We start from the raw sequence: 20,962 nt of genomic DNA, 5'->3' as shown, positions 1-20,962 counted from the left end.
AGAATGGCCCAAATCCTTGATATCGACCAGCTCAGGACATTCCTGGCGATAGCTGAATTGGGCAGTTTCACAAAGGCCGGCGAGGCGGTTCACAAGACCCAGTCTGCAGTCTCCATGCAGATGCGGCGTCTGGAAGAGCGTGTTGGCATGCCGATTTTCGCAAAGGACGGACGCCAGTCCCGCCTGACTGAAGATGGCGAACGTTTGGTGGAATATGCCCGCCGGATGATCAGGCTGAATGACGAGACGTTGTCTGCGTTTGGGCCGAGAGCGGAAGCGGGGACCGTCCGATTAGGCCTTCCTGACGATTACGCCGACCGTTTGCTGCCGCAGGTGCTCGCAGCCTTTGCACGCTTGAATCCCGCAATCGAGGTCGAAGTTGCTTGCGCCGACAGCCAGGAAACGCTGCTTGCCATCGAGAACGACGATGTCGACGTCGCTATTGTGACCACATCCGACGTGCCCGAGGGAACTGGAGATGTCATCCGGCGTGAGCGTATTCACTGGGTAACTTCGTCAGAGCATCAAGTGCATACGAATGTTGAACTGCGGCTAGCGGTAGGAGCCAAATCGTGTCACTGGCGAAGGATGGCGCTCAGTGCTCTTGACAATCTTAAGCGTCCATACCGGATTTCCTACGTCAGTGCTAGCTCATCAGCCCTGGTCGGCGCTGTTCAGGCCGGTCTGGCAATCGGGGTATTCCCGGAAAGCGTCATTCGACCCGGGTTCCGCATCCTTGACGAAAAGGAAGGCTTTCCGGCGCTTCCCTACTGCGAGTTCAGCCTGTTACGCTCCAAGAAGGCCAACCAGGGTATGCATGATGCCCTGTGTAGTCATCTGGTTGCGGCGATCGGCAATGTCGGGGCTTTGGCAAACGGACGGTAGCCCCGTCAGGCCTTCGGGTCGATCGATACCTGTTAGCGGCTGCGCATCATGAGAAGATTGCCGCCGATCACACAGGCCAGCCCGACGATCGCAGATCCGGTCCAGACATAGCCCTCAAACACCGTGGACACGGCGAGGGCAACGACCGGGAATATGACCGTCGCATAACCTGCCTTGGTCGAGCCGATGCGTCCAAGCAGTGTGAGGTAGGAGCCGAAGGCAATCACGGAGGCGACGATTGCAAGGTAGGTAAGGCTCCCCAGATAGGCGAATGTCGGTTCAACGGCGAAACTGCTTCCCTTGAGTGCAGCGAAGCATCCCAGGAACAGCGTTCCGTACAGCATCCCCCAAGTGGTCGCAGGAGTTACGGGCAATCCCTTCCTCTGGTTTGAGGCAGACAGCATGTTGCCCAGGCAGAAGGACAGGGTTCCCAGGACGCAGAAACCGAGGCCGCGCAGCGCGTCGTAGTCGACGCCGGTCGCAAGGATTTGCGGCCGGAACATGAAGGCAATTCCGGAAAAGCCAAGCAATCCAGCTCCGAGCGCAGCCAGGTTCGGTCTTTGCCCAAACAGCAGCAATGCCAGGAACAGATTCAAAACGGACGCAAGGGAGAACACCACCGCCAGCAGGCCTGACGGGAGCAGGGCCGCGCCGTAGTAAAACAGGGTGAAGTTGGTCGAAAAGATGAGTGCGCCCAGTCCGGCAAATCTGAGGTGATCAGCCAATGCGAAACGAAGATTGTGACCGCGCAGCAGACTCCAGCCAAACATCACGGACGAGGCCATCACGAACCTCCAGAAGACCGAGACTTCCGGGGCAACGCTGCCAACCTGCCCCTTCATCGCAATCCAGCTGAAGCCCCAGGCAAAGACGGTGGCACCGTAAAGGCCGAGGTCAACGGACGATAGCGGAGCGCGAGGCGCGTTCGATATTGGGGTTGCGAGAGACATTGTTCCGATCCTGTGAAGAGCTGCAGGATGGTCTATTCGTTTCTTCACTTCAAACGATAGTTGGTGATCGAATAATCAGTTTTGAAAATGAATTTGCTCGGCTGTCGGGTGCCACGCGGGACGATACCCAGCCGCGAGTGCGGCCACCGTTGCACGAGGGGTAAGCACGGTCACTTCCTTCGCAGGATCGCATACGCTTTGAACGTCCTGATAGCCTGCCGGTGTCCACAGCAACATGCCGCGCTCGTGCAATGCGATGGGGGTTCCATCGAGATCGAGCATTGTCGCAGGTGGCAGGTCGCGAAGTACTGCGCGAAAAGTGCGTTGCTTGCGTCCATCCAGACGGTCCTCGTGAAGCAAGTGATCCATATCGTCAGTCGAAAGCATTGACGAAGGCCGACCGGAGGCTTTCGATCCCATGTCCAGAGCGCCCAGGAATGCCTTGGCTTCCGTCCGGCGGCATTCGAAGCAGGGGCGGTGCCCCGCTGCCAGGGATGTGACCTCATCGAGAAAGAAGAGTTCCGTGTAGCCTTGCCCCATGATATCGCGCTTCCGCCCCTTGAACGAGGTTTCACAGCATATCCAACGGCGGGATGACCATCGCCTCTTGAGCAATGTCCTTGTGGAGGGATCATGGATCCGACCGCCGCGATTGCCCATGAAGAGACCGCGCTCGTGGAGGGAGACAATCTCGCCGGTAGGCAGCACCCTGTTTTGAAGCGGCGTCTTCATGGCCATTTTCCCGTGTGAACCTAGAGGACGAGATTGTGGCGACCAACCTTGGTGATGTCGGTTTCGCCGCAAAGCCCCATTGTCACATCCAGCTCCTTGTGGATGATCTCCAGGGCGGTTGTCACGCCCGGCTTGCCCATCGCGCCCAGGCCGTAGATATATGACCTGCCGATGAAAGTGCCCTTGGCGCCCATGGCCATAGCCTTGAAAACGTCCTGACCGGAGCGGATGCCGCCGTCCATGTGAACCTCGATCTTGTCGCCGACCGCGTCAACGATCTCACGCAGGATGTCATAGGAGGCAAGGGCACCATCCAGCTGACGGCCACCGTGGTTGGACACGATGATTGCATCGGCGCCGATCTCCGCTGCGATCCTGGCGTCTTCAACGTCGTTGATGCCTTTCAGGATCAGCTTGCGGTTCCAGTGCTTCTTCACCCATTCGACCGAGGACCAATCGAGCGTCGGATCAAACTGGCTTGCGGTCCACTCGGCGAGCGAGGACATGTCATCGACGTTCTTCACGTGGCCATGAATGTTGCCGAACTGCCGCCGCTTGGTTTGCAGCATGTTCCAGCACCAACGCGGCTTGAACAGCAGGTCGAGCATGACCTGCGGTGTCGGCTTGGGCGGCGTGGACAGACCGTTCTTGATGTCTCTGTGCCGTTGACCAAGCACCTGCAAGTCTAGCGTCAGGCAGAGTGCGGAGCAGCCCGCGTTGTGGGCGCGTTGCATCAGGGATTCCGAGAAACCGCGGTCACGCATGACGTAGAGCTGGAACCAGAAGGGTTTCTTCGTGTGCTCTGCCACATCCTCGATCGAGCAGACCGACATGGTGGTGAGTGTGAACGGTACGCCGAATTCCTCCGCCGCCTGCGCTGCGAGGATCTCCCCATCCGCATGTTGCATGCCGGTCAACCCGACCGGGGCAAGGGCCACAGGCATGGAGACCTCTTCTCCGATCATCGTCGTTTTGACGCTGCGGTTGTCGATATTGATGGCAACGCGCTGACGCAGCTTCTGGCGCTGAAAGGCTGCCTCGTTGTCATGATAGGTGCTCTGGGTCCAAGAGCCCGTGTCCGCATAGTCGTAGAACATCTTCGGGACGCGGCGTTTGGCCAGGGCTTGAAGGTCGGCAATACAGGTGATCGGCGCCATTATGGGCTCCCCTTTGGTAAAAGCTCTACAAAGATGTCGATGTCTTGCGCCGTCGTACTGGGCGCTCGGATGGCTGTGTCTCGCTCGCCTGCGACCGGTGCTGCCTTCGAATGTCGGCAAGCGCTCCACGTTCGGCGCGCTGTTCCGCTTCTGCCATGGCGCTCCGGACATAGTCGATGTGATCGGTCGAGGCCTTCCGCGCTCCGTCCGGATCACCGGCGATGATGCAATCGGCGATGAAAGCGTGCTGTTTCAGAACCATTTCGCGCGCTGTCGGGTGATCGTAGAGGCGCCCCCGATTGAAGAACACGCCGTTCTCGAGAAGGCGGTAGCAGGAGCGAAGACTGTGCATCAGGATTACGTTGTGGGCCGCTTCGCCAACGGCCTGATGAAACTCGATGTCGAGTTCAGCTTCGAGCTGTCGGTCATCGGCCTCGTAGGCTGACTGCATGCGAGCGACGATGTCGCGCAGATTACGATGATCGGCAGGCGTCGCGCGCATGGCCGCGTGTCCTGCCGCAGTTGCCTCCATATCACGGCGATATTCGAGATAATCCGACGTGGCAACCGGGTGCCGCTCGATCAGCGAAACGATTGGCTCGGAAAAGATCGGGCCTATTACGTCGGCGATGAAGGTGCCGCCGCCTCGTTTGCTGCAAATGAGGCCACGAACCTCGAGGATCTTGAAAGCTTCGCGCAGGACAGGCCGCGAGACGTCCAGTTCCGTGGCGAGATCGCGTTCCGCCGGCAGGCGTTCGCCGGGCCGCAGTACCCCGCCAAGGATCAATTCCTCGATCTGGTGGACGACTGCGTCGGAAGTCCTGAGCTGTTTGATCCTTTGGAACATCGCGAAAGGTCCGGAACGAAAAAGGACGCGGTGAGGAAACACCGCATCCTATAAATCGGGAAATCCGAAATTGGTCAATTAAATTATCCAATTTCGAAACCGGCTTGTCGGAAGCTCTCTAGAGCAGATCTTTCGGTGTCTTGCCGGCAAAGAAGGCGTCGAGGTTGTCGAGTGCCCGGAAGCCCATGGCATCGCGTGTCCAGACCGTGGCGCTGCCGATATGGGGGAGCATGAAGACATTATCCAGCGTTGCGAAGGCTGGATTGCCACCCGGCTCGACTTTGAAGCAATCAAGCCCCGCAGCTGCAATGTGGCCTGACTTCAATGCTGCAATGAGAGCGTCTTCGTCGACCAGTGCTCCGCGAGCGGTATTCACGACGACCGCCCCGCGCGGCAGCTTCGCGATCGTTTCTGAATTGATCAGATCGCGCGTCTGCGGCGTTGCCGGGCAATGCAGGGAAAGAAAGTCGGCTTCCGGCAACAGGCTTTCGAGGGTGTCATGATAGACCGCGCCATGTTCTTCCGTTTCCGGAAGTCTCGTGCGGTTGTAGTAGTGGATCTCCATGTCGAAGCCACGCGCTTTCCTTGCGAATGCACGACCGACGCGGCCCATTCCGACGATCCCGAGCTTGGCTCCGCTGACCTGTTTGCCGACCATGAAGGACGGGCTCCAGAAATCCCAGCCGCCGGTCCGAACGATCCGGTCGCCCTCGACCGCGCGGCGTGCCGCACCAAGCATCAACAGCATGGCGATCTCGGCCGTGGCATCCGACAGGACATCCGGTGTATTCGTGACAGCGATGCCCTTTGCGCGCAGGGCCTCCAGATCGCAGTGATCCGTTCCGACGGAATGGTTTGCGAGGATCCTCAGGCGCGGATCGAGTCGGGCGACAACGTCTGCGGAGAAGATCTCGGAATGGCACGGCATCATGGCATCCACCTTGGCGCTCATTTCGATGATGCGCTCTGGCGGGCTGACGTCATCAGCGTCATTCAGGATGACGTCGTAGGATTGCCGTGCACGGGCGACCGTCGCATCGGACACGCGACGCGGAAGCCAGAGGACTGGTTTGTCAGCCATCGGAATTGTGCCACTCCTTGCCGAGGACGCACTCTTCGTAGAAATCGTAGAAGGCAAGGCCGAGAACGAAGACAACGATGACCCAGAACGGCAGTCCACCCCAGAATCCGGCAAATCCGGTTGAGATACTGTGGGCCAGGCCGACGACAAAGATCGTCACCAGCGCTGTGCCGACCAGTCCGGCAAGTATTTTGGTTTTGGATCCGAGCATTTGCATCTCCTATGAGGCCGTTTCGGCCTGAAGTCTTGAAAGCAGCCAGCGAGACGTTCGCAGAAGGCGGTCGTCCTGCTCCTGTGCACCGACCAGCTGCACGCCGATCGGCAATCCGGTTTCTCCGACCATCAGCGGCATCGACAGGCATGGGAGACCGGCCAGCGTCCACAGGGTGCAGAAGATCGGGTCTCCCGTCGTCGGGCCGAGCGCAGGTGCCTCTCCGGCTGCGCTTGGTGTCAGAATCGCGTCGTAGTCCTTCAGGAAAGCCGAGAAGAACTCTTCGGCCGACTTCATCTGACCAAGCGCGTCTTCATACTGTGCGGTTGAAATCGTACGCCCGCGCTCGACGATCGGCTGCAGCGTGGAGCTGATGTCGCCCCAGTGCTCGTCGAAGGTCTGTTTCAGGTGAAGGCAGATCTCGTACTCGTGGATGATCCGCTGGGTATCCACCATCTGGGCAAGGGAGGGATGAGCCTCGATGCGCTCGACGCGTCCTCCCAGGCTGTCGAGCAGTTCCTCGAAGCCGGCCTTGGATGCTTCGGAAAGACGGTCTGCGAATGGCAGGTCTATCCAGGCCAGAACAGGTTCGACCGGAGGTTCGGAAATGTAGCCTTCCAAAATCCGCGGACGGGGCCGGGGATAACTCATCGCGTCGCGCTGGTCATATCCGTTCAATGCATCGCCAAGAGCGGCAACGTCCTCGGCACTCCGGGCGAAAACCCCGATCTGGTCGAGCGAGACAGAGGTCTGGAGGACTCCGGTACGGGAAATAATCCCGCGCGTTGGCTTGAAGCCGTAGGTGCCGCAAAACGAGGCCGGACGAATGACCGAGCCGTTTGTCTGCGTGCCAAGCGCGAGGGGCACCTGATATGCGGCGACCGCCGCTGCCGAGCCGCTCGATGATCCGCCGGGTGTGCGGTCCGCATTGTGCGGATTGACAGTATCGGTCGCATGGACGAAGGCCAGTTCGGTGGTCTTCGTCTTGCCGAGGATTACCGTTCCGGCTTCCAGCAGGCGTTGAACGACGACGGCATCTTCGCCGGGCTTGCGGCCCTTGAAGATTGCAGAGCCACGCTCTGTCGGAGCGTCTTTCGTGTCGATGATGTCCTTGAGCCCGACTGGAACCCCGTGCAGGGCACCCAGGGGCCGGCCTGCCTGACGCATGGCGTCGGCATCAGCCGCCTGCGCAAGTGCACGTTCAGCATCCACATGGGCCCAGGCCTTCAACTGACCGTCGGTTTCATCGATGCGGGCAAGGCATGCCTTGACCAGCTCGGTAGAGGTGAGGAGACCGGCCCGGATTTTCCGGGCCGCCTCGCTTGCTGTCAGTTCGATGGGATTGGTTCTTGTCATGGCTATCTGTGTCACGGGATGTACGGGCCGAACAGATAGTCAGGCAGCCAGAGCGCAATGCCCGGGAACTGGTACATCAGAACCATCGAGAAGATCACGATCCCCAGATACGGCAGGATGCCCTTGAAGATGTCGACCAGCTCGATCTCGTTTCGCAGAACACCCTTCAGATAGTATGCCGACATGGCCATGGGCGGAGTCAGGAACGAGGTCTGCAGGTTCAGGGCGACCAGCATCGCGAAGAAGTATGGATTGACCCCGAAGGTGTCGAGCATCGGAAGGAAGATCGGCACGAAAATGATCAGGATTTCCGACCACTCCAGCGGCCAGCCGAGGAAGAAGATGATCAGCTGGACCATGATCAGGAACTGCCACGGCTCCAGGTTCATCCCCAGGAACCAATGCTCGATGACGTCATGCCCACCGAGATAGGAGAACACCGAGGCGAAGGTCCATGAACCGACGAAGAGCCAGCAAACCATCGCGGTGGCCTTCGCTGTCAGGAAGACGCTTTCCTTGACTTTTCGCCAAGTGAGAGACCGGTAGATCATCGCGAGCACAAGACCGCCGAGAGCGCCCATTGCGGCAGCTTCCGCCGGCGTTGCCAGACCACCGAGGATCGAGCCCAGAACCAGCATGATCAGCACGGTCAGGGGAACGAACGACACCAGCAGGTCCAGATAGATCTTGCTGACCGGCGGAATGTCTTTCTGGTTCGGTTTCGGAGCGATCTGCGGGTTGAGCAGGACGCGGATCACCACATAGACGATGTAGAGGCCAGCCAGCATCAGGCCCGGGAAAACTGCGGCCGCATAGAGGCGCAGCGGAGACAGTTCGGCAATCGCGGCATAGACGATCAGCATGATCGACGGCGGGATCAGGATGCCGAGCGTGCCGCCTGCGCAAATCACGCCAGAGGCGAATTGCTTGTTGTACTGCGCGTTTGCCATCGCCGGGAAGGCAAGCAAGCCCATCAGGGTCACAACTGCACCAACGATACCGGATGCTGTCGAAAAGACCGCGCAGGTTATCAGAGCGGCGATTGCCATGGAGCCCGGCAGGTTCCGGGCCGCCATCTGCAGGGAATAGAAAAGACGGTCGACGATGTTGGCGCGCTCGACCACATAACCCATGAACAAGAACAGCGGAATGGCAACCAGAGTGTCGTTCTCCATCACCGAATAGGTGTTCTGGTTCAGGAGGTAGAAGATGTTGTTGTTGAAGATGTCCGCGAAGGAATCGACGCCGGTATAATAGGCAAAATAGCCAAAGCCGACGCCCATCGCGAGCAGGGTGAAAGCGATCGGAAAGCCGAGCAGCACCAGTACGATGAACAGGCACAGCATCAGGATCGCGACTTCAGGGTTCGTCATCTGCTTGATACTTTCGTCAAAAGCGACTGTGCGCTCACATTGTGTTGCTGGTCTGGAGTGCGTTGGGATCCTCGGCCAGGATGTCCTCGGTCTCCTTCACGTCATCGAGGCGTGGCATCCAGACACCGGTCTTCATTGCGCGCCAGCAGCGCATCATTTCGGCAAGGCCCTGTAGCATCAACAAAACCCCGGCGACGGGAATCAGGGTCTTGAAGAAGTAGACCTGAATGCGGGCCGGGCTGTTCCAGCTCACTTCCTTGTAGCGCCAGCTGTCGGCTGCGATTTCCCATCCGTACCAGAACAGCGCGAGCATGCCCGGATAGAAGAAGAGAATGTAAAGGGTGAAGTCGACACGGGCCTGCCAACGTACCGGGAACAGCCGGTAGAGCACGTCACCGCGCACATGGGTGTCCTGGGCCAGGGCATAGGGGCCGGCCATGAGGAAAAGGGCGCCGTACATCTGCACCATCATGTCGAAGGCCCAGACGGTTGGGGCATTCAGGACGTAGCGCACGAAGACTTCGTAGGAAACGGACAGGGTCAGGATCAGGATGCACCAGCCGAAAGCTCGGCCGACCCAAACGTTCAAACCCTCGATCGCATATATCAGTTTGGTCACTTCAGCCTCTGACGAATTCAGAAGGAAAAGCGCGGGGGCCTCAAGGGTCCCCGCGCCCGCTCGAGCGAGCGAAATGCTTCGGTCAGCCGAAGTAGTGGTTGTAAGCCAGCTTGTAGTCAGGCTGGTTCAGGTTCAGGTAGTTCATCACCTGCTTCGCATAGGTCTTCTGAGAGTCGACGACCTTCGCGAAGAACGGGTCTTCGCCAGAAATGCGATCGACCACCACGTCCCAGGCCTTCAGCTGCTCAGCCATGACCGAATCCGGCGTGCGGTATACGTTCACGCCCTGCTCGTTCTGCAGCTTCACCAGATCTTCGGCGTAACGCTTGGTGTTATGCCAGTAGAAGTTGGAGTTTTCTGCTTCCGAAGCATACTTCAGGATGGCCTGAAGTTCGGACGGCAGCGACTCATACTTCTTCTTGTTGAACGTGACTTCGAAGCACTCCTGGCTCTGATGGAACGATGCAAGGTGATAGTGCTTGGAAACGTCCTGCATGCCGAAGTCGCGGTCGGACGTCGGGTTGTTGAACTCGGCCGCATCGATGAGGCCGGACTTCATGGCCGGCTGGATTTCACCGCCCGGCAGCTGAACAACCGACATGCCCATTTCCAGCAGAACGTCTGCAGCCAGACCGACGGTCCGGTACTTCAGGCCGTTCATCTGAGCCGCGTCCTTGATCTCTTCCTTGAACCAGCCGAGCGGCTGGGCCGGCATCGGGCTGTTGAAGAACGATACGACATTCAGGCCAAGCGAAGCCATCAGCTCGTCGAACAGTTCCTGGCCGCCGCCGTAGTAGATCCAGCCGAGCATTTCCTGCGACGACCAGCCGAAGCACGGGCCGGTACCGAACAGGGACGCTGCCTTGGATTTGGAGTACCAGTAAGCGGAAACGTAGTGGGCGCCATCGAGAACGCCGCGGTGAACCGCGTCCTGCATCTGGCTGGTCTTGACAACGGCATCGACGGCGAGAAGGTCGATTTTCAGATCCTTGCCTGCCATTGCGTGAACGCGTTCCACATAGGACTGTGCGTTCTCAAGGAAGATGCCGCCGCCCCAGGCAGCCTGCATCTTGAGGACCACCGGCTCGGCTCTTGCGATCGACGGTGCTGCGAGAGTGCCGGCAGTGGCTGTGGCTGCGAGCGCGCTGCCTTTCAGAAACCGGCGGCGGTTCAAAGTATCAGTCATGATTTTCCTCCCGTTTATGCCGACCCAAGAGTGCAGAGCCGGGCCTAAACATTGAAAGGTAACCACCTTCGCAATTGGAGAACAAGTGCGCCGCGATTTTTTAATTTAATCAGGCAAGCAAAAATATGCGCAGGTTTGCCAAGGGCTTCGGAATTCCCGAATTCGACTTTAGTGTTGAAAGTCGAGGCCGTTTGTCTTCCGGTAATGCTGCGTTGCAAAATGAGTTTTTCTCTATTGGTAAAGTGTGAGGAGTTTAGATGGTTGCAGTCTCTTGGTCCGAGAACAGAACTGCGAAAACGTAGCGCGATAGGTTGCTTAACATGTGCGAAGGAGTGCGGGACGATAGGCGCACCGAAATTGAGGGCCATGTTTTTGCAGCTGCTTGGTCGCGCTTGATTGAGAAATCTGGAGGTGAACGCCTCCATCGTGATTGCAATGGTGCAATGCGATCATGAGTGCGTTCCAGGGAATAAAATCTGCTCTGAATGGGTGGTTCTGCGAATTTTTTCACTGGTGGGGTATCAGTTTCAACTTGGTGAATACAATTTGTAATGCCTTTTGCGGGTCTGGCCACAGTTGGGTGTAATGGGAGGTCAGGTGTGGCAATTTTCGCGGTGTAGACCAAGCTGTTTGCCGATACGGTGACGCTGGTGAGGCTTACCGGAGGGGACCGAGCTATGGCTCAAGGGGAATGCGACGGCGGATCGACTGCAGATATCGACATTGACGGTATGCCGATGCGTACGTTCAAGAAGCATCCGTTGCGTGATGTTGTCCTGGGGGAGGTACACGCCAGACCGTTCCGGCCTTTGGCGACGCCGCGCATCGTGTTGCACTATGCTTTTCTGACCAACGCTCAGGAAGCAGATGCCGACCGCGCCTGGTTTGCCGAGCACTGCGTCAACTACGGGGCGCCAGGGCCCTCACACGATGCACGGTTTCATTCACTGGCTGTGGCTGGCGGCACCTTGAGCTGGGAGCGCCATACCGAGTTCACCACCTACACCTGGGACGGACCTGCAAACGGGGGACGCCCGTTTGCCGCTATGCCCTCGAACCATCCCTTCGGAAGTTCCTTCCGCGCTCCGGGTCTCATGCTGGTCGCAACGCGGTTGGAATTTCTCGAGGAGGAACAGGCAGGCGATTGGCGCGACCAGTTCGATCCGGGAAGCCTGACGGCATTTCGTGTCGAAGGGGCGAGCGCGACCGCGGCAACTGATTTCAGGGTCGATGGCAATGGCCATACCCGTTATCTCGTACTCAACAGGTCGATGTCCGGAGTACAGGCCGGAGCCATCGTGCAAAGACTTCTGGAAATCGAGACCTACCGCTCATTGGCCCTGTTGGGGTTGTTTGAAGCCAATAGGCTTCAGCCCGAAATCAGCGGCATCGAAGTCGAACTGGTTGAGCTGACCAAACGGATGCAGGACACTTCAGGCCTGGATGCGAACAAGGAGCTGCTGGACAGCCTGTCCAGGCTGGCAGGGGCGCTGGAGGCTGGTGCCGCGGCTACCAGCTATCGGTTCGGGGCCAGCCGGGCGTACCACGAGATTGTCATGGCGCGCCTGCGCGCTCTGGCAGAAGAGCCGCTGCCCGGTGACCTCAGCATGTCTGCCTTCCTGAGCCGGCGGTTGGCCCCTGCAATGCGAACCTGCCAGTATATCGAGGAGAGGCAGGCCACGCTGTCGCGCAAGCTCGCCCGCGCAACGACCCTTCTGCGTACACGGGTTGATGTCGACCTTGAACAACAGAATCGGTCGCTGCTTGAATCGATGAACCGCAGGGCGCGTCTGCAGCTGCGCTTGCAGCAGACAGTTGAAGGGCTCTCCGTCGCAGCGATCAGTTACTATGTTGTCGGGCTGGTCGCATATCTTGCAAAAGGCGCCAAGGACGCTGGCCTCCCGATCGGCTCGCCGGGCCTGGTGACAGGTGCCGCAGTTCCTGTGGTCGTCTTGGTAATCTGGTGGACGTTGAACCGGATCAAGGCGCATCACATGGAAAAGGGTGACGACTGAATACAAATGAAAAAAGGCCGGGAGCGCGACCCGGCCTTTTGTTTGGTCCTGTCTCCGCGCGTCTTACTGAAACTGCTTCAGATACGCGATGACATCCGCTCGGTCGGTGTCCTTGCGAAGGCCTGCAAATGCCATCTTGGTTTTCGGAAGATAGTCCTTCGGCTTCGTCAGAAACGCATCCAGCTCAGTATCGTCCCAGACCAACCCGGCTTCCGCCTTCTCCATCAGTGCAGGAGAATACTTGAACCCTTCTGCCGCGCCGGCAGCTCGTCCGACGATACCGTTCAGCTGGGGCCCGACCTTGTTCTTCGCATCAGCGCCGACGGCGTGGCATGCCTGGCACTTCTTGAAGACCTTTTCGCCCTTTGCAGCGTCGCCCTCGGCGTGTGCCTGTACCGTCAGGGCCAGAAGGGTGGTGCCGGCGATTGCGAGAAACCGCTTCATTTATTACTCCCTCAGTCGTTTTCGCGTCCTAAGCGCACAGGCCTAAACAATAGAAGTATTCCCGCAAGGACAAGCAGGAGCCCGCGCAAAACGTCGATTTTAAGGTAGCCTGAGCGGCTATGTCGCAGACATAACCAATTGGTACTAAGAATGCCTGCAGGGCCAACCGGTCAGAATGACGATGCCGCCCGTTCTTCCCTCTGGATGTTCAGCCATTCATCAAGACCGTCGTCCCAATAGGGCGAGGGGCCATAGAGATGTGCAAGAAAGTCGATAAAGACCCGCACCTTTGCTGGCAGGAAGCGCCGGCTCGGATAGACCGCATGGAGGCCGACGTCCTTAGAGGCACGGTATTCGGGCAGAACGATCTTCAGCTTGCCATCACTGAGTTCGGGGCCAATGTCCCAGGTGGAGCGCAAGGCGACGCCCACACCAGCCAGAAGACATTCGCGGACGACTTCCGACGAGTTGGTTCGGACCGGCGCTGCCATGCGTACGTTTTCCAGGCCATTCGGTCCGACGAGGCGCCAGGGATCTTGGTTCGCGGCCGCCAGACAAACGTGGTTTTCCATCAGGTCCTGAATTGACTTAGGCTCGCCGTACTTCTCGATGTATTCCGGTGAAGCACACAGAATGCGGTGAATCGGGGCGAGACGGCGGGCGACAAGGCTGGAATCCGACAGCTCGGCGATACGGATCGCAAGGTCGTATCCTTCGCCGACGATATCGACAAAGCCGTCATCAAGGTCGAGATTGACTGAAAGATCCGGATTGGCATCCAGAAAGCGACCAAGGTAGGGCGCGATATGAAGCCGACCGAAAGACGTTGGGGCTGCAACCTTCAGGGTTCCGCGTGCCTGCGCTGATCCACGGGAAACGAACGCCTCAGCCTCCTCTACGGATGCAAGAATGGCAATCACCCTTTCGTAAAAGCCCTGACCGGCTTCCGTCATGGCGATTTGCCGCGTGGTCCTTTGGAGCAGGCGCGTCCCCAGTTTGTCTTCCAAGCGACGAATCCGCTTCGAGACCACAGCGGGTGAAAGGCTCATTTCACGCCCCGCTGCCGACATGCTGCCTGCGCTGACGACGCGCGCGAAGATCTCCATGTCAGTGAGATTACTCATTTTCAACCATCCGGAAAACGTTCTAGTGCCCCTACGGCGTATCGTCGGCGCTGCTTATTTGGCAAAATGCCACATAACGAACTGGACAAGTGCAGGTATGATCATTTACGCCCTCAGGGCAATAATGAAACATATTTATTCGGAAATGGAAAGGGAGAGGCCATGACCGCGATCGCGATGCCGGCGCCAGACAGCGCCGTGATCGCCAGAAGGGCTGAAATCGTGAAGGCTCTTCAGGCAATCATTCCCGGGGAAGGTGTGATCGACGACGAGACCGAGATGCGTCCTTATGAGACGGATGCGTTGACGGCCTATCGCCAGATGCCCCTGATCGTGGTGCTCCCCGAAACTGTCGAGCAAGTCTCCAGGGTTCTGCGGTATTGTCACGACAACGACGTCAAGGTCGTTCCACGTGGTGCGGGTACCTCTCTTTCCGGCGGGGCTCTTCCCCTTGCCGACGGCGTTCTGCTGTCGATGATGAAGTTCAATCGGGTACTGGACATCGACTTCGACAACCGTGCCGTTGTCGTTCAGCCGGGTGTCACCAACCTCGGTATCACCCGGGCTGTCGAGCATGAGGGCTTCTATTACGCTCCCGATCCCTCCTCGCAGATCGCCTGTTCCATTGGCGGCAACATCGCCGAAAACTCGGGCGGCGTGCACAGCCTGAAATATGGTCTGACGACGAACAACGTTCTTGGCCTCGAGATGGTCCTGATCACCGGCGAGGTCATCCGGCTTGGTGGCAAGCATCTCGATAGCGAGGGCTATGACCTTCTCGGCCTGATGACTGGTTCGGAAGGCTTGCTCGGCGTTGTCACTGAAGTCACGGTCCGGATCCTGCAGAAGCCGGAGACCGCACGAGCCCTCCTGATCGGCTTTCCGACGAGCGAGGACGGGGGGCAGTGCGTCGCCGAGATCATCGCGGCCGGCATCATCCCGGGCGGACTGGAGATGATGGACAAGCCGGCGATCCACGCCGCCGAGGCTTTCGTCAACGCGGGCTATCCGCTGGATGTTGAGGCGCTCCTGATCGTCGAGCTGGACGGTCCGGAGGCCGAGGTCGACTACCTCATCGACAGGGTCGAAGGGATCGCCAAGGTCAACAAGGCCAGCCATCTGCGCATTTCCACCTCCGAGGAAGAGCGCATGACCTTCTGGGCAGGACGCAAGGCAGCGTTCCCCGCGGTTGGCCGCATTTCGCCGGACTATCTTTGCATGGATGGCACCATCCCCCGCAAGGAGCTTCCGAAGGTTCTCGCCCGTATGCGCGAGCTGTCCGAAAAGCACGGGTTGGGCGTGGCGAATGTCTTCCATGCCGGTGACGGCAATCTCCACCCCCTGATCCTCTATGATGCCAACGAGCCGGGCGAGCTCGATGCAGCCGAAGCCTTTGGTGCGGATATCCTCCGTCTGTGCGTTGAAGTCGGCGGCGTTCTGACCGGCGAGCACGGGGTCGGGATCGAAAAGCGCGACCTGATGACTGACATGTTCTCCGAAGAGGACCTGAAACAGCAGCAGCGTGTCAAATGCGCATTTGACGACAAGCATCTGCTCAATCCGGGCAAGGTCTTCCCGGTTCTGCATCGCTGTGCAGAGCTCGGCCGCATGCATGTTCACAAGGGCAAGCTTCCCTTCCCGGACATTCCGAGGTTCTAGGATTTCTCATGGACGCGACATTCAAGCCGCGCGACACGCGCGAAACCTGCGAAGCCGTCAAATGGGCCGCAGCAGAAGAGCAGCCGCTCGAGATCATCGGAACCGGGTCCAAGCGGGCGATGGGACGTCCGGTGCAGACGGCGCATGTGCTCGACCTTTCCGCTCTGTCCGGAGTGGTCAGCTATGAGCCTGAAGAACTGGTCCTGACTCTCAAGGCCGGAACGCCGATTGCCGAAGTTGAGGCGCTCGTCGCAAGCCGCAATCAGGAACTCTCGTTCGAGCCAATGGACTACGGTCCCCTTCTTGGGCAACCGGAAGCCCAGGGAACGATCGGCGGTGTTCTGGCGACAAACCTCGCAGGCCCGAGACGCATCAAGGCAGGGGCGGCGCGGGACCACATCCTGGGCATGGAGGCCGTTTCGGGACGTGGCGAGGTCTTCAATTCCGGCGGCAAGGTCGTGAAGAACGTCACCGGATACGACCTTCCGAGAGGCCTGTGCGGTTCCTGGGGGACCCTTGGCGTTGCGACGACCGTCACGCTCAAGGTCAACCCACGTTCGGAGACATCTTCGACACTGGTCCTGTCGGGGCTTGGGAACGCAGACGCTATCAAGGCCATGTGTCAGGCGATGGGTTCGTCGGCTGAAGTTTCGGGTGCTGCGCATCTGCCGAACGGGATCGATGGTGGTGGTGCGCAAACGCTGCTCCGTCTGGAGGGGTTCGCAACCTCGGTTGACTATCGCTTCGGCGCGCTCGCCAAACTGCTTGCGGGTTTCGGCAAGGCAGAACGCGTTGATGAAGCGGACAGTTCGACCCTATGGCGTTCAGTACGCGACTGCGGCCCGCTGGTCGGGGGAGCCGAGCCGGTCTGGCGCATCTCGGTGGCGCCGACAATCGGTGCGCAATTGGTTGAACGTCTGCGTAACCAGTTCGTTGTGGATGCCTATTTCGACTGGAGTGGCGGCCTGGTCTGGGTAAAGAACCTGGACGGCGGCACTCACGCAGATGAAATCCGCTCGACGATTGCCGAACTCGGTGGAGGACACGCGACCTTGGTCCGCGCGGATGCCGCGACACGCACGTCCGCCGACGTGTTCCAGCCGCAGGCAGCCCCGCTGGCCGCACTGGCCAAGCGTCTCAAGCATCAATTCGATCCGCACGGGGTGCTGAATCCCGGTCGCATGGTCAGCGGCGTCTGAGTTCGCCGGGAGGAAACAAGAGTGCAAACCAATTTTTCTCTCGCTCAGCTTGCGGATCCAGCGGTGGCGGAATCGGAGAAGATCCTTCGCAAGTGTGTGCATTGCGGATTTTGTACCGCGACATGCCCGACATTTGCCCTCCTTGGCGACGAGCTTGATAGCCCGCGTGGTCGGATTTACCTGATCAAGGATATGCTGGAAAACGACAAGCCGGCAGACGAGCGGATCGTCAAGCACGTCGACCGGTGCCTGTCGTGTTTGTCGTGCATGACGACGTGCCCGTCGGGCGTGAATTACATGCATCTCGTTGATCATGCCCGCGCCCACATCGAGAAGACCTACAAGCGACCGTTCACCGATCGGATGCTGCGCGAACTGCTCGCTTTCGTCCTGCCGCATCCCGGTCGTTTTCGCCTGGCTCTTGTCGGCGCATTCTTCGCACGACCCTTTGCCGGCGCAATGAAGGTGCTGGGCGGGCCGTTTGCCAAACTCGGTGCCATGCTGGACCTCGCGCCTGCAAAAGCGCCGGTACGCTCCAATGCCGAAGGCCCGGCGGTCTTTGCGACAGCCATGCCGGAGCGCAAGGGCCGCGTTGCGTTGTTGAGCGGCTGCGCCCAGCCTGTTCTGAAGCCATCGATCAATGAGGCCACCATTCGTCTGCTGCAACGCTCCGGCTACGAGATCGTGCTGCCGAAAGGCGAGGGGTGCTGCGGGGCGCTGGTCCATCACATGGGCAAGGAAGAAGCGGCCCTCGAAAACGCGCGGCGTAATGTCGACGCCTGGACAGCAGAGCTCGAAGGGGAGGGGCTCGAAGCCATCCTCATCACGGCATCCGGCTGCGGCACGACGATCAAGGATTATGGTTTCATGCTGCGGGAGGATCCCGCGTATGCCGAGAAGGCAGCGCGGGTGTCGGCGCTGGCAAAGGACATCACCGAATTCCTGACGGGCGTCGATCTCGGGGAAGCAGTCCTCCGGCCGGAACTTCGGGTTGCCTACCATTCGGCCTGCTCCATGCAGCATGGCCAAAAGATCACCCGTCAGCCGAAAGAGCTTCTGAAGGCTGCCGGATTCCAGGTGAAGGATGTGCCGGAGGGGCATTTGTGCTGCGGTTCGGCCGGGACCTACAACATTTTGCAGCCCGAACTCGCGCGACGCCTGCGCGACCGGAAGGTTGCGAACATCGAGAAGACCGAGCCGCACCTGATCGCCACCGGGAATATCGGCTGCATGACACAGATCGGCAATGGCACCGGCATCCCGATTGTCCATACGGCCGAACTTCTTGATTGGGTCTATGGCGGTCCCGTTCCTGAAGGGCTCGACGATCTGGTCTCTCAGGCTGCAGCTGAGTAACATGCGACTTCGTGGCGAGACCGGAGCTACCTGCGTCGGTCTCGCGACCCAAACGGATCGAGCAACACCGCACCGATGTCTGTAGGCAGTCCGAACACCGCCATCGTCAGTCTTGGCATGTCATGCCAGAGCGCACGGCAGATTCGTTCCAGCGTCGAGATCATGAGTGACGCACTGGCAGAGGAGTTCGTGCCCGAGCGGCACTTCTTTGACGGTCTGATTTCGCCGATCGCCGGCATGGCACAGTTGTTCGAGGACGGATTTCCGATCTTCAAACGGGGAGATATCACTCCCGGACCAGGGCACCCGACCTGGCAACCCTATGGGATCCGGTTCCTGCATCACTTCCGCGCGGAACCCGGAGGCAATGCCGATATCGCCGCGCACTTCGACGAAGACCTGTCGCGCTTCTCCTATCTTCGCGACAAATTCGTGGCCTTGAAAAAGCGCCACCGTGTGGTCTTCGTGATTTCGAACAGCCAGAACAACCTCGATGAGGTTGCACGTGATACCGGCATCGAACGTCTTCACTTTGACCGGGGCGAACTGGAGCGTCTGCAAAAGGCCGTTGACGCGTTCATGGGGCGGGCATGTGAGTATCTCGTTGTCAGCCATCCCAAGCGCCACGGAGGGGTCGAGCTTCCGCATCTTGCGATACTCGAGGCAGACGATAGCGAGTGGACAGGCGACAAGAAGCAGTGGCGAAAACTTTTCCGGCGCTATCTGCAAACCGGCTCCGTGGATCCGTTCGCTGTTTGATCAAAATGAAAGGCCCCGGTGTGTGCGCACCAGGGCCTGAACAAACTTTCTTCTCGTAAATCCGTTCGCTAGATGACGTGAACGGTCGTTCCAACGCCCACGCGCTGGTACAGATCCATCACGTCCTCGTTGCGCATACGAATGCAGCCTGAGGAGACTGCGTGGCCAATCGTCCATGGCTGGTTAGAGCCATGAATTCGGTAAAGCGTCGAGCCGAGATAGAGAGCCCGCGCTCCGAGCGGATTGTTCGGTCCGCCCTCCATGTAGGTTGGAAGATCCGGGCGCCGCTTGCGCATTTCCGCCGGCGGGCGCCAATCGGGCCATTCCGCCTTACGGGTAATCTTGTGAGACCCGGCCCATTCAAATCCCGGCTTGCCGACCCCCACACCATAGCGGCGGGCGGTTCCGTCTCGCTGCACCAGGTAGAGGTAGCGCTCATTGGTGTCGATGACGATGGTTCCAGGCTTGTGCGATCCGGTGTACTGCACGATCGTCGGCAGGAACTGAGGTGCGACCTGACGCGGCGCTGCCTGCGTTCGAGCTTGACGTTGTGGTTCTGCCTGACGCCGCGAAACCGTCTGCGGTCTCAGCCAACCGTTGGCGGTCGGAGACGGCGCGGTGCGAACAAGGGCCCGCCGCTGTGGCTTGAGCTGAAGAACCCATGGTTCGGTCAGATTGGGGCTGAGAACCAGAGGAGGGGGAGCCGCGCGGCCCGCCGTGCCGGCAAGAGCTCCTGTGGACGCGACGAACATGGCCGCCAGAGCTCCCGCTACAAGTCCTGCAATATGACCTGTCTTTTTCATTGATGTACTCGCTACGCTTCATCAAACGATCCCGGCACCAAGGGCGACAAAGATCTAACAATGACACGGTAGGAGGTCACACCAAGTATTTGGTAAACCGCGCCGTAACCATATTGCCAATTTGATCATATGGTTAGCGTTCGGTTGAAGGTTTTGGTTTGCGAAAAGTGAATGCCTTCGCTCTCCGCGGTCAGAGCTTTCCGGGCCGCATTGAAGTTGCTCAGTAATTCTCGAGAAACTGGTTAATTCAGCGCGCGTTGGGCGTCGCGGGCAATGAAGGGAAGGAGTGTCTCGGTGTCTTCTGCACTCATGCCAGGCTTTATGCGCCGATCATACAACATGTTCAGTATGATCTGATCGAAGATTGTGAACCGGCTGTGGCGGGAAGTATCGTTAAAGACCGAATGGGTGAGGGAGGCATCGTCATTCATGGGACCTAGTCCCTGCAACACCTCCTCCACGAGACAGCGTTGAAACAGGAACTCTCCCTCGTCGGAAACGATGACTGCGGCCGAGCGCTTGATCCCGCGTTTGCCCGAGACGACCCGTACAAGGCATCTCCCGGGCACCTTCGCTTTTTCGTCCTTGTAGATCTGCTTTCGCACGACATCGGCATATTGGTGGCGATCAACGACGAAGATCTGGAAGTTCGCTGTTTCGGCACTTCCGGCAAATTCGCTTTCCAGTCCGGCGATTTTGCGGCTCAGACTGTCGACAAACCGCGTGACGGTCGGCCCCCGGTTCTTGCGCGCAAGGTTATGAACGTAGAAACGAACCGGAACGGTGAACTTCTTGACCAGATAAGGCCGCCAGCTCCATGTGCGGTACTCAAGTCCGAACACTGTCTTTTTGAAGCCGTCAAGCAACTCGTCGGTGGTAAAGGGCTGGGCCTCCGACCGTACGCTTGCACCGGCCAGAAACAGGAGGAGGCCAAGGATGAATGGCGCGTTGCGGCTCATGAAGGCTTCTGGTTAATGAATCTCGAACCTGAGTCAGTTAATTGACGTTGGAGATTCAAGCATATCCGAGCATCCCAGGCGAAGGAACCGTAATTTTCACATGGGTATCGGTACATTCTAGCTCCGAAATAGATAACACCGGAAAAACAATTCCTTAAACATCGTAGCGTATACCTGTCGACTGATAACCGTGAAAACCGGAACGACGGACAGAGGACGGGAGACGTATGGCCGCGGTAAAAAGATC

20 protein-coding genes are annotated in these 20,962 nt (G+C 58.9%); 6 read left to right on the top strand and 14 right to left on the bottom strand.

Annotation, left to right across the window (positions count from 1 at the left end):
- Positions 1-3 precede the first annotated feature (3 nt).
- Positions 4-885: a LysR substrate-binding domain-containing protein gene (locus tag ACN0SY_RS06690; protein WP_417685601.1), complete on the top strand. Its 882-nt coding sequence runs from the start codon at positions 4-6 to the stop codon at positions 883-885.
- 32 nt (positions 886-917) lie between these two features.
- On the opposite strand, the gene ACN0SY_RS06685 is transcribed toward ACN0SY_RS06690, so the two are convergent.
- The 10 genes from ACN0SY_RS06685 to ACN0SY_RS06640 all read right to left on the bottom strand — a co-directional run bounded on the left by ACN0SY_RS06685 (position 918) and on the right by ACN0SY_RS06640 (position 10,397).
- Positions 918-1,835, bottom strand: coding sequence for a DMT family transporter (locus ACN0SY_RS06685; protein ID WP_417685600.1), 918 nt, complete (start codon positions 1,833-1,835; stop codon positions 918-920).
- A 75-nt stretch (positions 1,836-1,910) separates the two neighbouring features.
- Entirely contained in the window at positions 1,911-2,567 is a 657-nt protein-coding gene (locus ACN0SY_RS06680) for a hypothetical protein (RefSeq protein WP_417685598.1), read from the bottom strand.
- A 20-nt stretch (positions 2,568-2,587) separates the two neighbouring features.
- Entirely contained in the window at positions 2,588-3,724 is a 1,137-nt protein-coding gene (locus ACN0SY_RS06675) for an alpha-hydroxy acid oxidase (protein ID WP_417685596.1), read from the bottom strand.
- A 25-nt stretch (positions 3,725-3,749) separates the two neighbouring features.
- On the bottom strand, positions 3,750-4,571 hold the full coding sequence (locus ACN0SY_RS06670) for a FadR/GntR family transcriptional regulator (protein ID WP_417685594.1): 822 nt from the start codon (positions 4,569-4,571) through the stop codon (positions 3,750-3,752).
- A gap of 118 nt (positions 4,572-4,689) precedes the next feature.
- Positions 4,690-5,652 carry a 2-hydroxyacid dehydrogenase gene (locus tag ACN0SY_RS06665; RefSeq protein WP_417685592.1) on the bottom strand — a complete coding sequence of 321 codons (963 nt, stop codon included), beginning with the start codon at positions 5,650-5,652 and terminating at the stop codon, positions 4,690-4,692.
- Positions 5,645-5,863: a hypothetical protein gene (locus ACN0SY_RS06660; protein ID WP_417685590.1), complete on the bottom strand. Its 219-nt coding sequence runs from the start codon at positions 5,861-5,863 to the stop codon at positions 5,645-5,647. The genes ACN0SY_RS06665 and ACN0SY_RS06660 overlap by 8 nt, the downstream gene beginning before the upstream one ends.
- Before the next feature lie 9 nt (positions 5,864-5,872).
- Positions 5,873-7,219 carry an amidase gene (locus tag ACN0SY_RS06655; protein WP_417685588.1) on the bottom strand — a complete coding sequence of 449 codons (1,347 nt, stop codon included), beginning with the start codon at positions 7,217-7,219 and terminating at the stop codon, positions 5,873-5,875.
- Positions 7,220-7,230: 11 nt separating this feature from the next.
- Entirely contained in the window at positions 7,231-8,592 is a 1,362-nt protein-coding gene (locus ACN0SY_RS06650) for a TRAP transporter large permease (protein WP_417685586.1), read from the bottom strand.
- Positions 8,593-8,626: 34 nt separating this feature from the next.
- Complete coding sequence (locus ACN0SY_RS06645; RefSeq protein WP_417685584.1) at positions 8,627-9,211, bottom strand: TRAP transporter small permease subunit; 585 nt, start codon at positions 9,209-9,211, stop codon at positions 8,627-8,629.
- Between the two features lie 82 nt (positions 9,212-9,293).
- Complete coding sequence (locus ACN0SY_RS06640; protein WP_417685582.1) at positions 9,294-10,397, bottom strand: TRAP transporter substrate-binding protein; 1,104 nt, start codon at positions 10,395-10,397, stop codon at positions 9,294-9,296.
- Positions 10,398-11,074: 677 nt separating this feature from the next.
- Here ACN0SY_RS06640 and ACN0SY_RS06635 point away from each other — a divergent pair.
- Positions 11,075-12,412 carry a DUF3422 family protein gene (locus tag ACN0SY_RS06635; RefSeq protein WP_417685580.1) on the top strand — a complete coding sequence of 446 codons (1,338 nt, stop codon included), beginning with the start codon at positions 11,075-11,077 and terminating at the stop codon, positions 12,410-12,412.
- Positions 12,413-12,475: 63 nt separating this feature from the next.
- Here the strand turns inward: ACN0SY_RS06635 and ACN0SY_RS06630 are convergent, their stop codons facing one another.
- Positions 12,476-12,856, bottom strand: a complete 381-nt coding sequence (locus ACN0SY_RS06630) for a c-type cytochrome (protein WP_417685578.1) — start codon at positions 12,854-12,856, stop codon at positions 12,476-12,478.
- Between the two features lie 170 nt (positions 12,857-13,026).
- A complete protein-coding gene (locus ACN0SY_RS06625) occupies positions 13,027-13,980 on the bottom strand; it encodes a LysR family transcriptional regulator (protein ID WP_417685576.1) in 954 nt (317 codons plus the stop codon).
- Between the two features lie 162 nt (positions 13,981-14,142).
- Between ACN0SY_RS06625 and ACN0SY_RS06620 the strand changes: the two genes are divergently transcribed.
- From ACN0SY_RS06620 to ACN0SY_RS06605, 4 genes are all read left to right on the top strand, one after another.
- On the top strand, positions 14,143-15,639 hold the full coding sequence (locus ACN0SY_RS06620) for an FAD-linked oxidase C-terminal domain-containing protein (RefSeq protein ID WP_417685574.1): 1,497 nt from the start codon (positions 14,143-14,145) through the stop codon (positions 15,637-15,639).
- Positions 15,640-15,647: 8 nt separating this feature from the next.
- Positions 15,648-16,838, top strand: a complete 1,191-nt coding sequence (glcE, locus tag ACN0SY_RS06615; protein WP_417685572.1) for a glycolate oxidase subunit GlcE — start codon at positions 15,648-15,650, stop codon at positions 16,836-16,838.
- A 21-nt stretch (positions 16,839-16,859) separates the two neighbouring features.
- A complete protein-coding gene (gene glcF / locus ACN0SY_RS06610) occupies positions 16,860-18,194 on the top strand; it encodes a glycolate oxidase subunit GlcF (RefSeq protein ID WP_417685570.1) in 1,335 nt (444 codons plus the stop codon).
- A 75-nt stretch (positions 18,195-18,269) separates the two neighbouring features.
- Entirely contained in the window at positions 18,270-18,953 is a 684-nt protein-coding gene (locus ACN0SY_RS06605) for a hypothetical protein (RefSeq protein ID WP_417685568.1), read from the top strand.
- Between the two features lie 68 nt (positions 18,954-19,021).
- Here the strand turns inward: ACN0SY_RS06605 and ACN0SY_RS06600 are convergent, their stop codons facing one another.
- Together ACN0SY_RS06600 and ACN0SY_RS06595 are read right to left on the bottom strand one after the other, a co-directional pair.
- Positions 19,022-19,756: a L,D-transpeptidase gene (locus ACN0SY_RS06600; protein ID WP_417685566.1), complete on the bottom strand. Its 735-nt coding sequence runs from the start codon at positions 19,754-19,756 to the stop codon at positions 19,022-19,024.
- A 242-nt stretch (positions 19,757-19,998) separates the two neighbouring features.
- Positions 19,999-20,715 (bottom strand): DUF2927 domain-containing protein, encoded by a 717-nt coding sequence (locus tag ACN0SY_RS06595; protein WP_417685564.1) that lies wholly within the window; start codon positions 20,713-20,715, stop codon positions 19,999-20,001.
- Positions 20,716-20,962 lie beyond the last annotated feature (247 nt).

The organism is Roseibium sp., assembly GCF_048261595.1.
GTDB lineage: Bacteria > Pseudomonadota > Alphaproteobacteria > Rhizobiales > Stappiaceae > Roseibium.
Note: the sequence above shows the minus strand (reverse complement) of the source record. Positions and strands in the feature narration are given on the sequence as shown.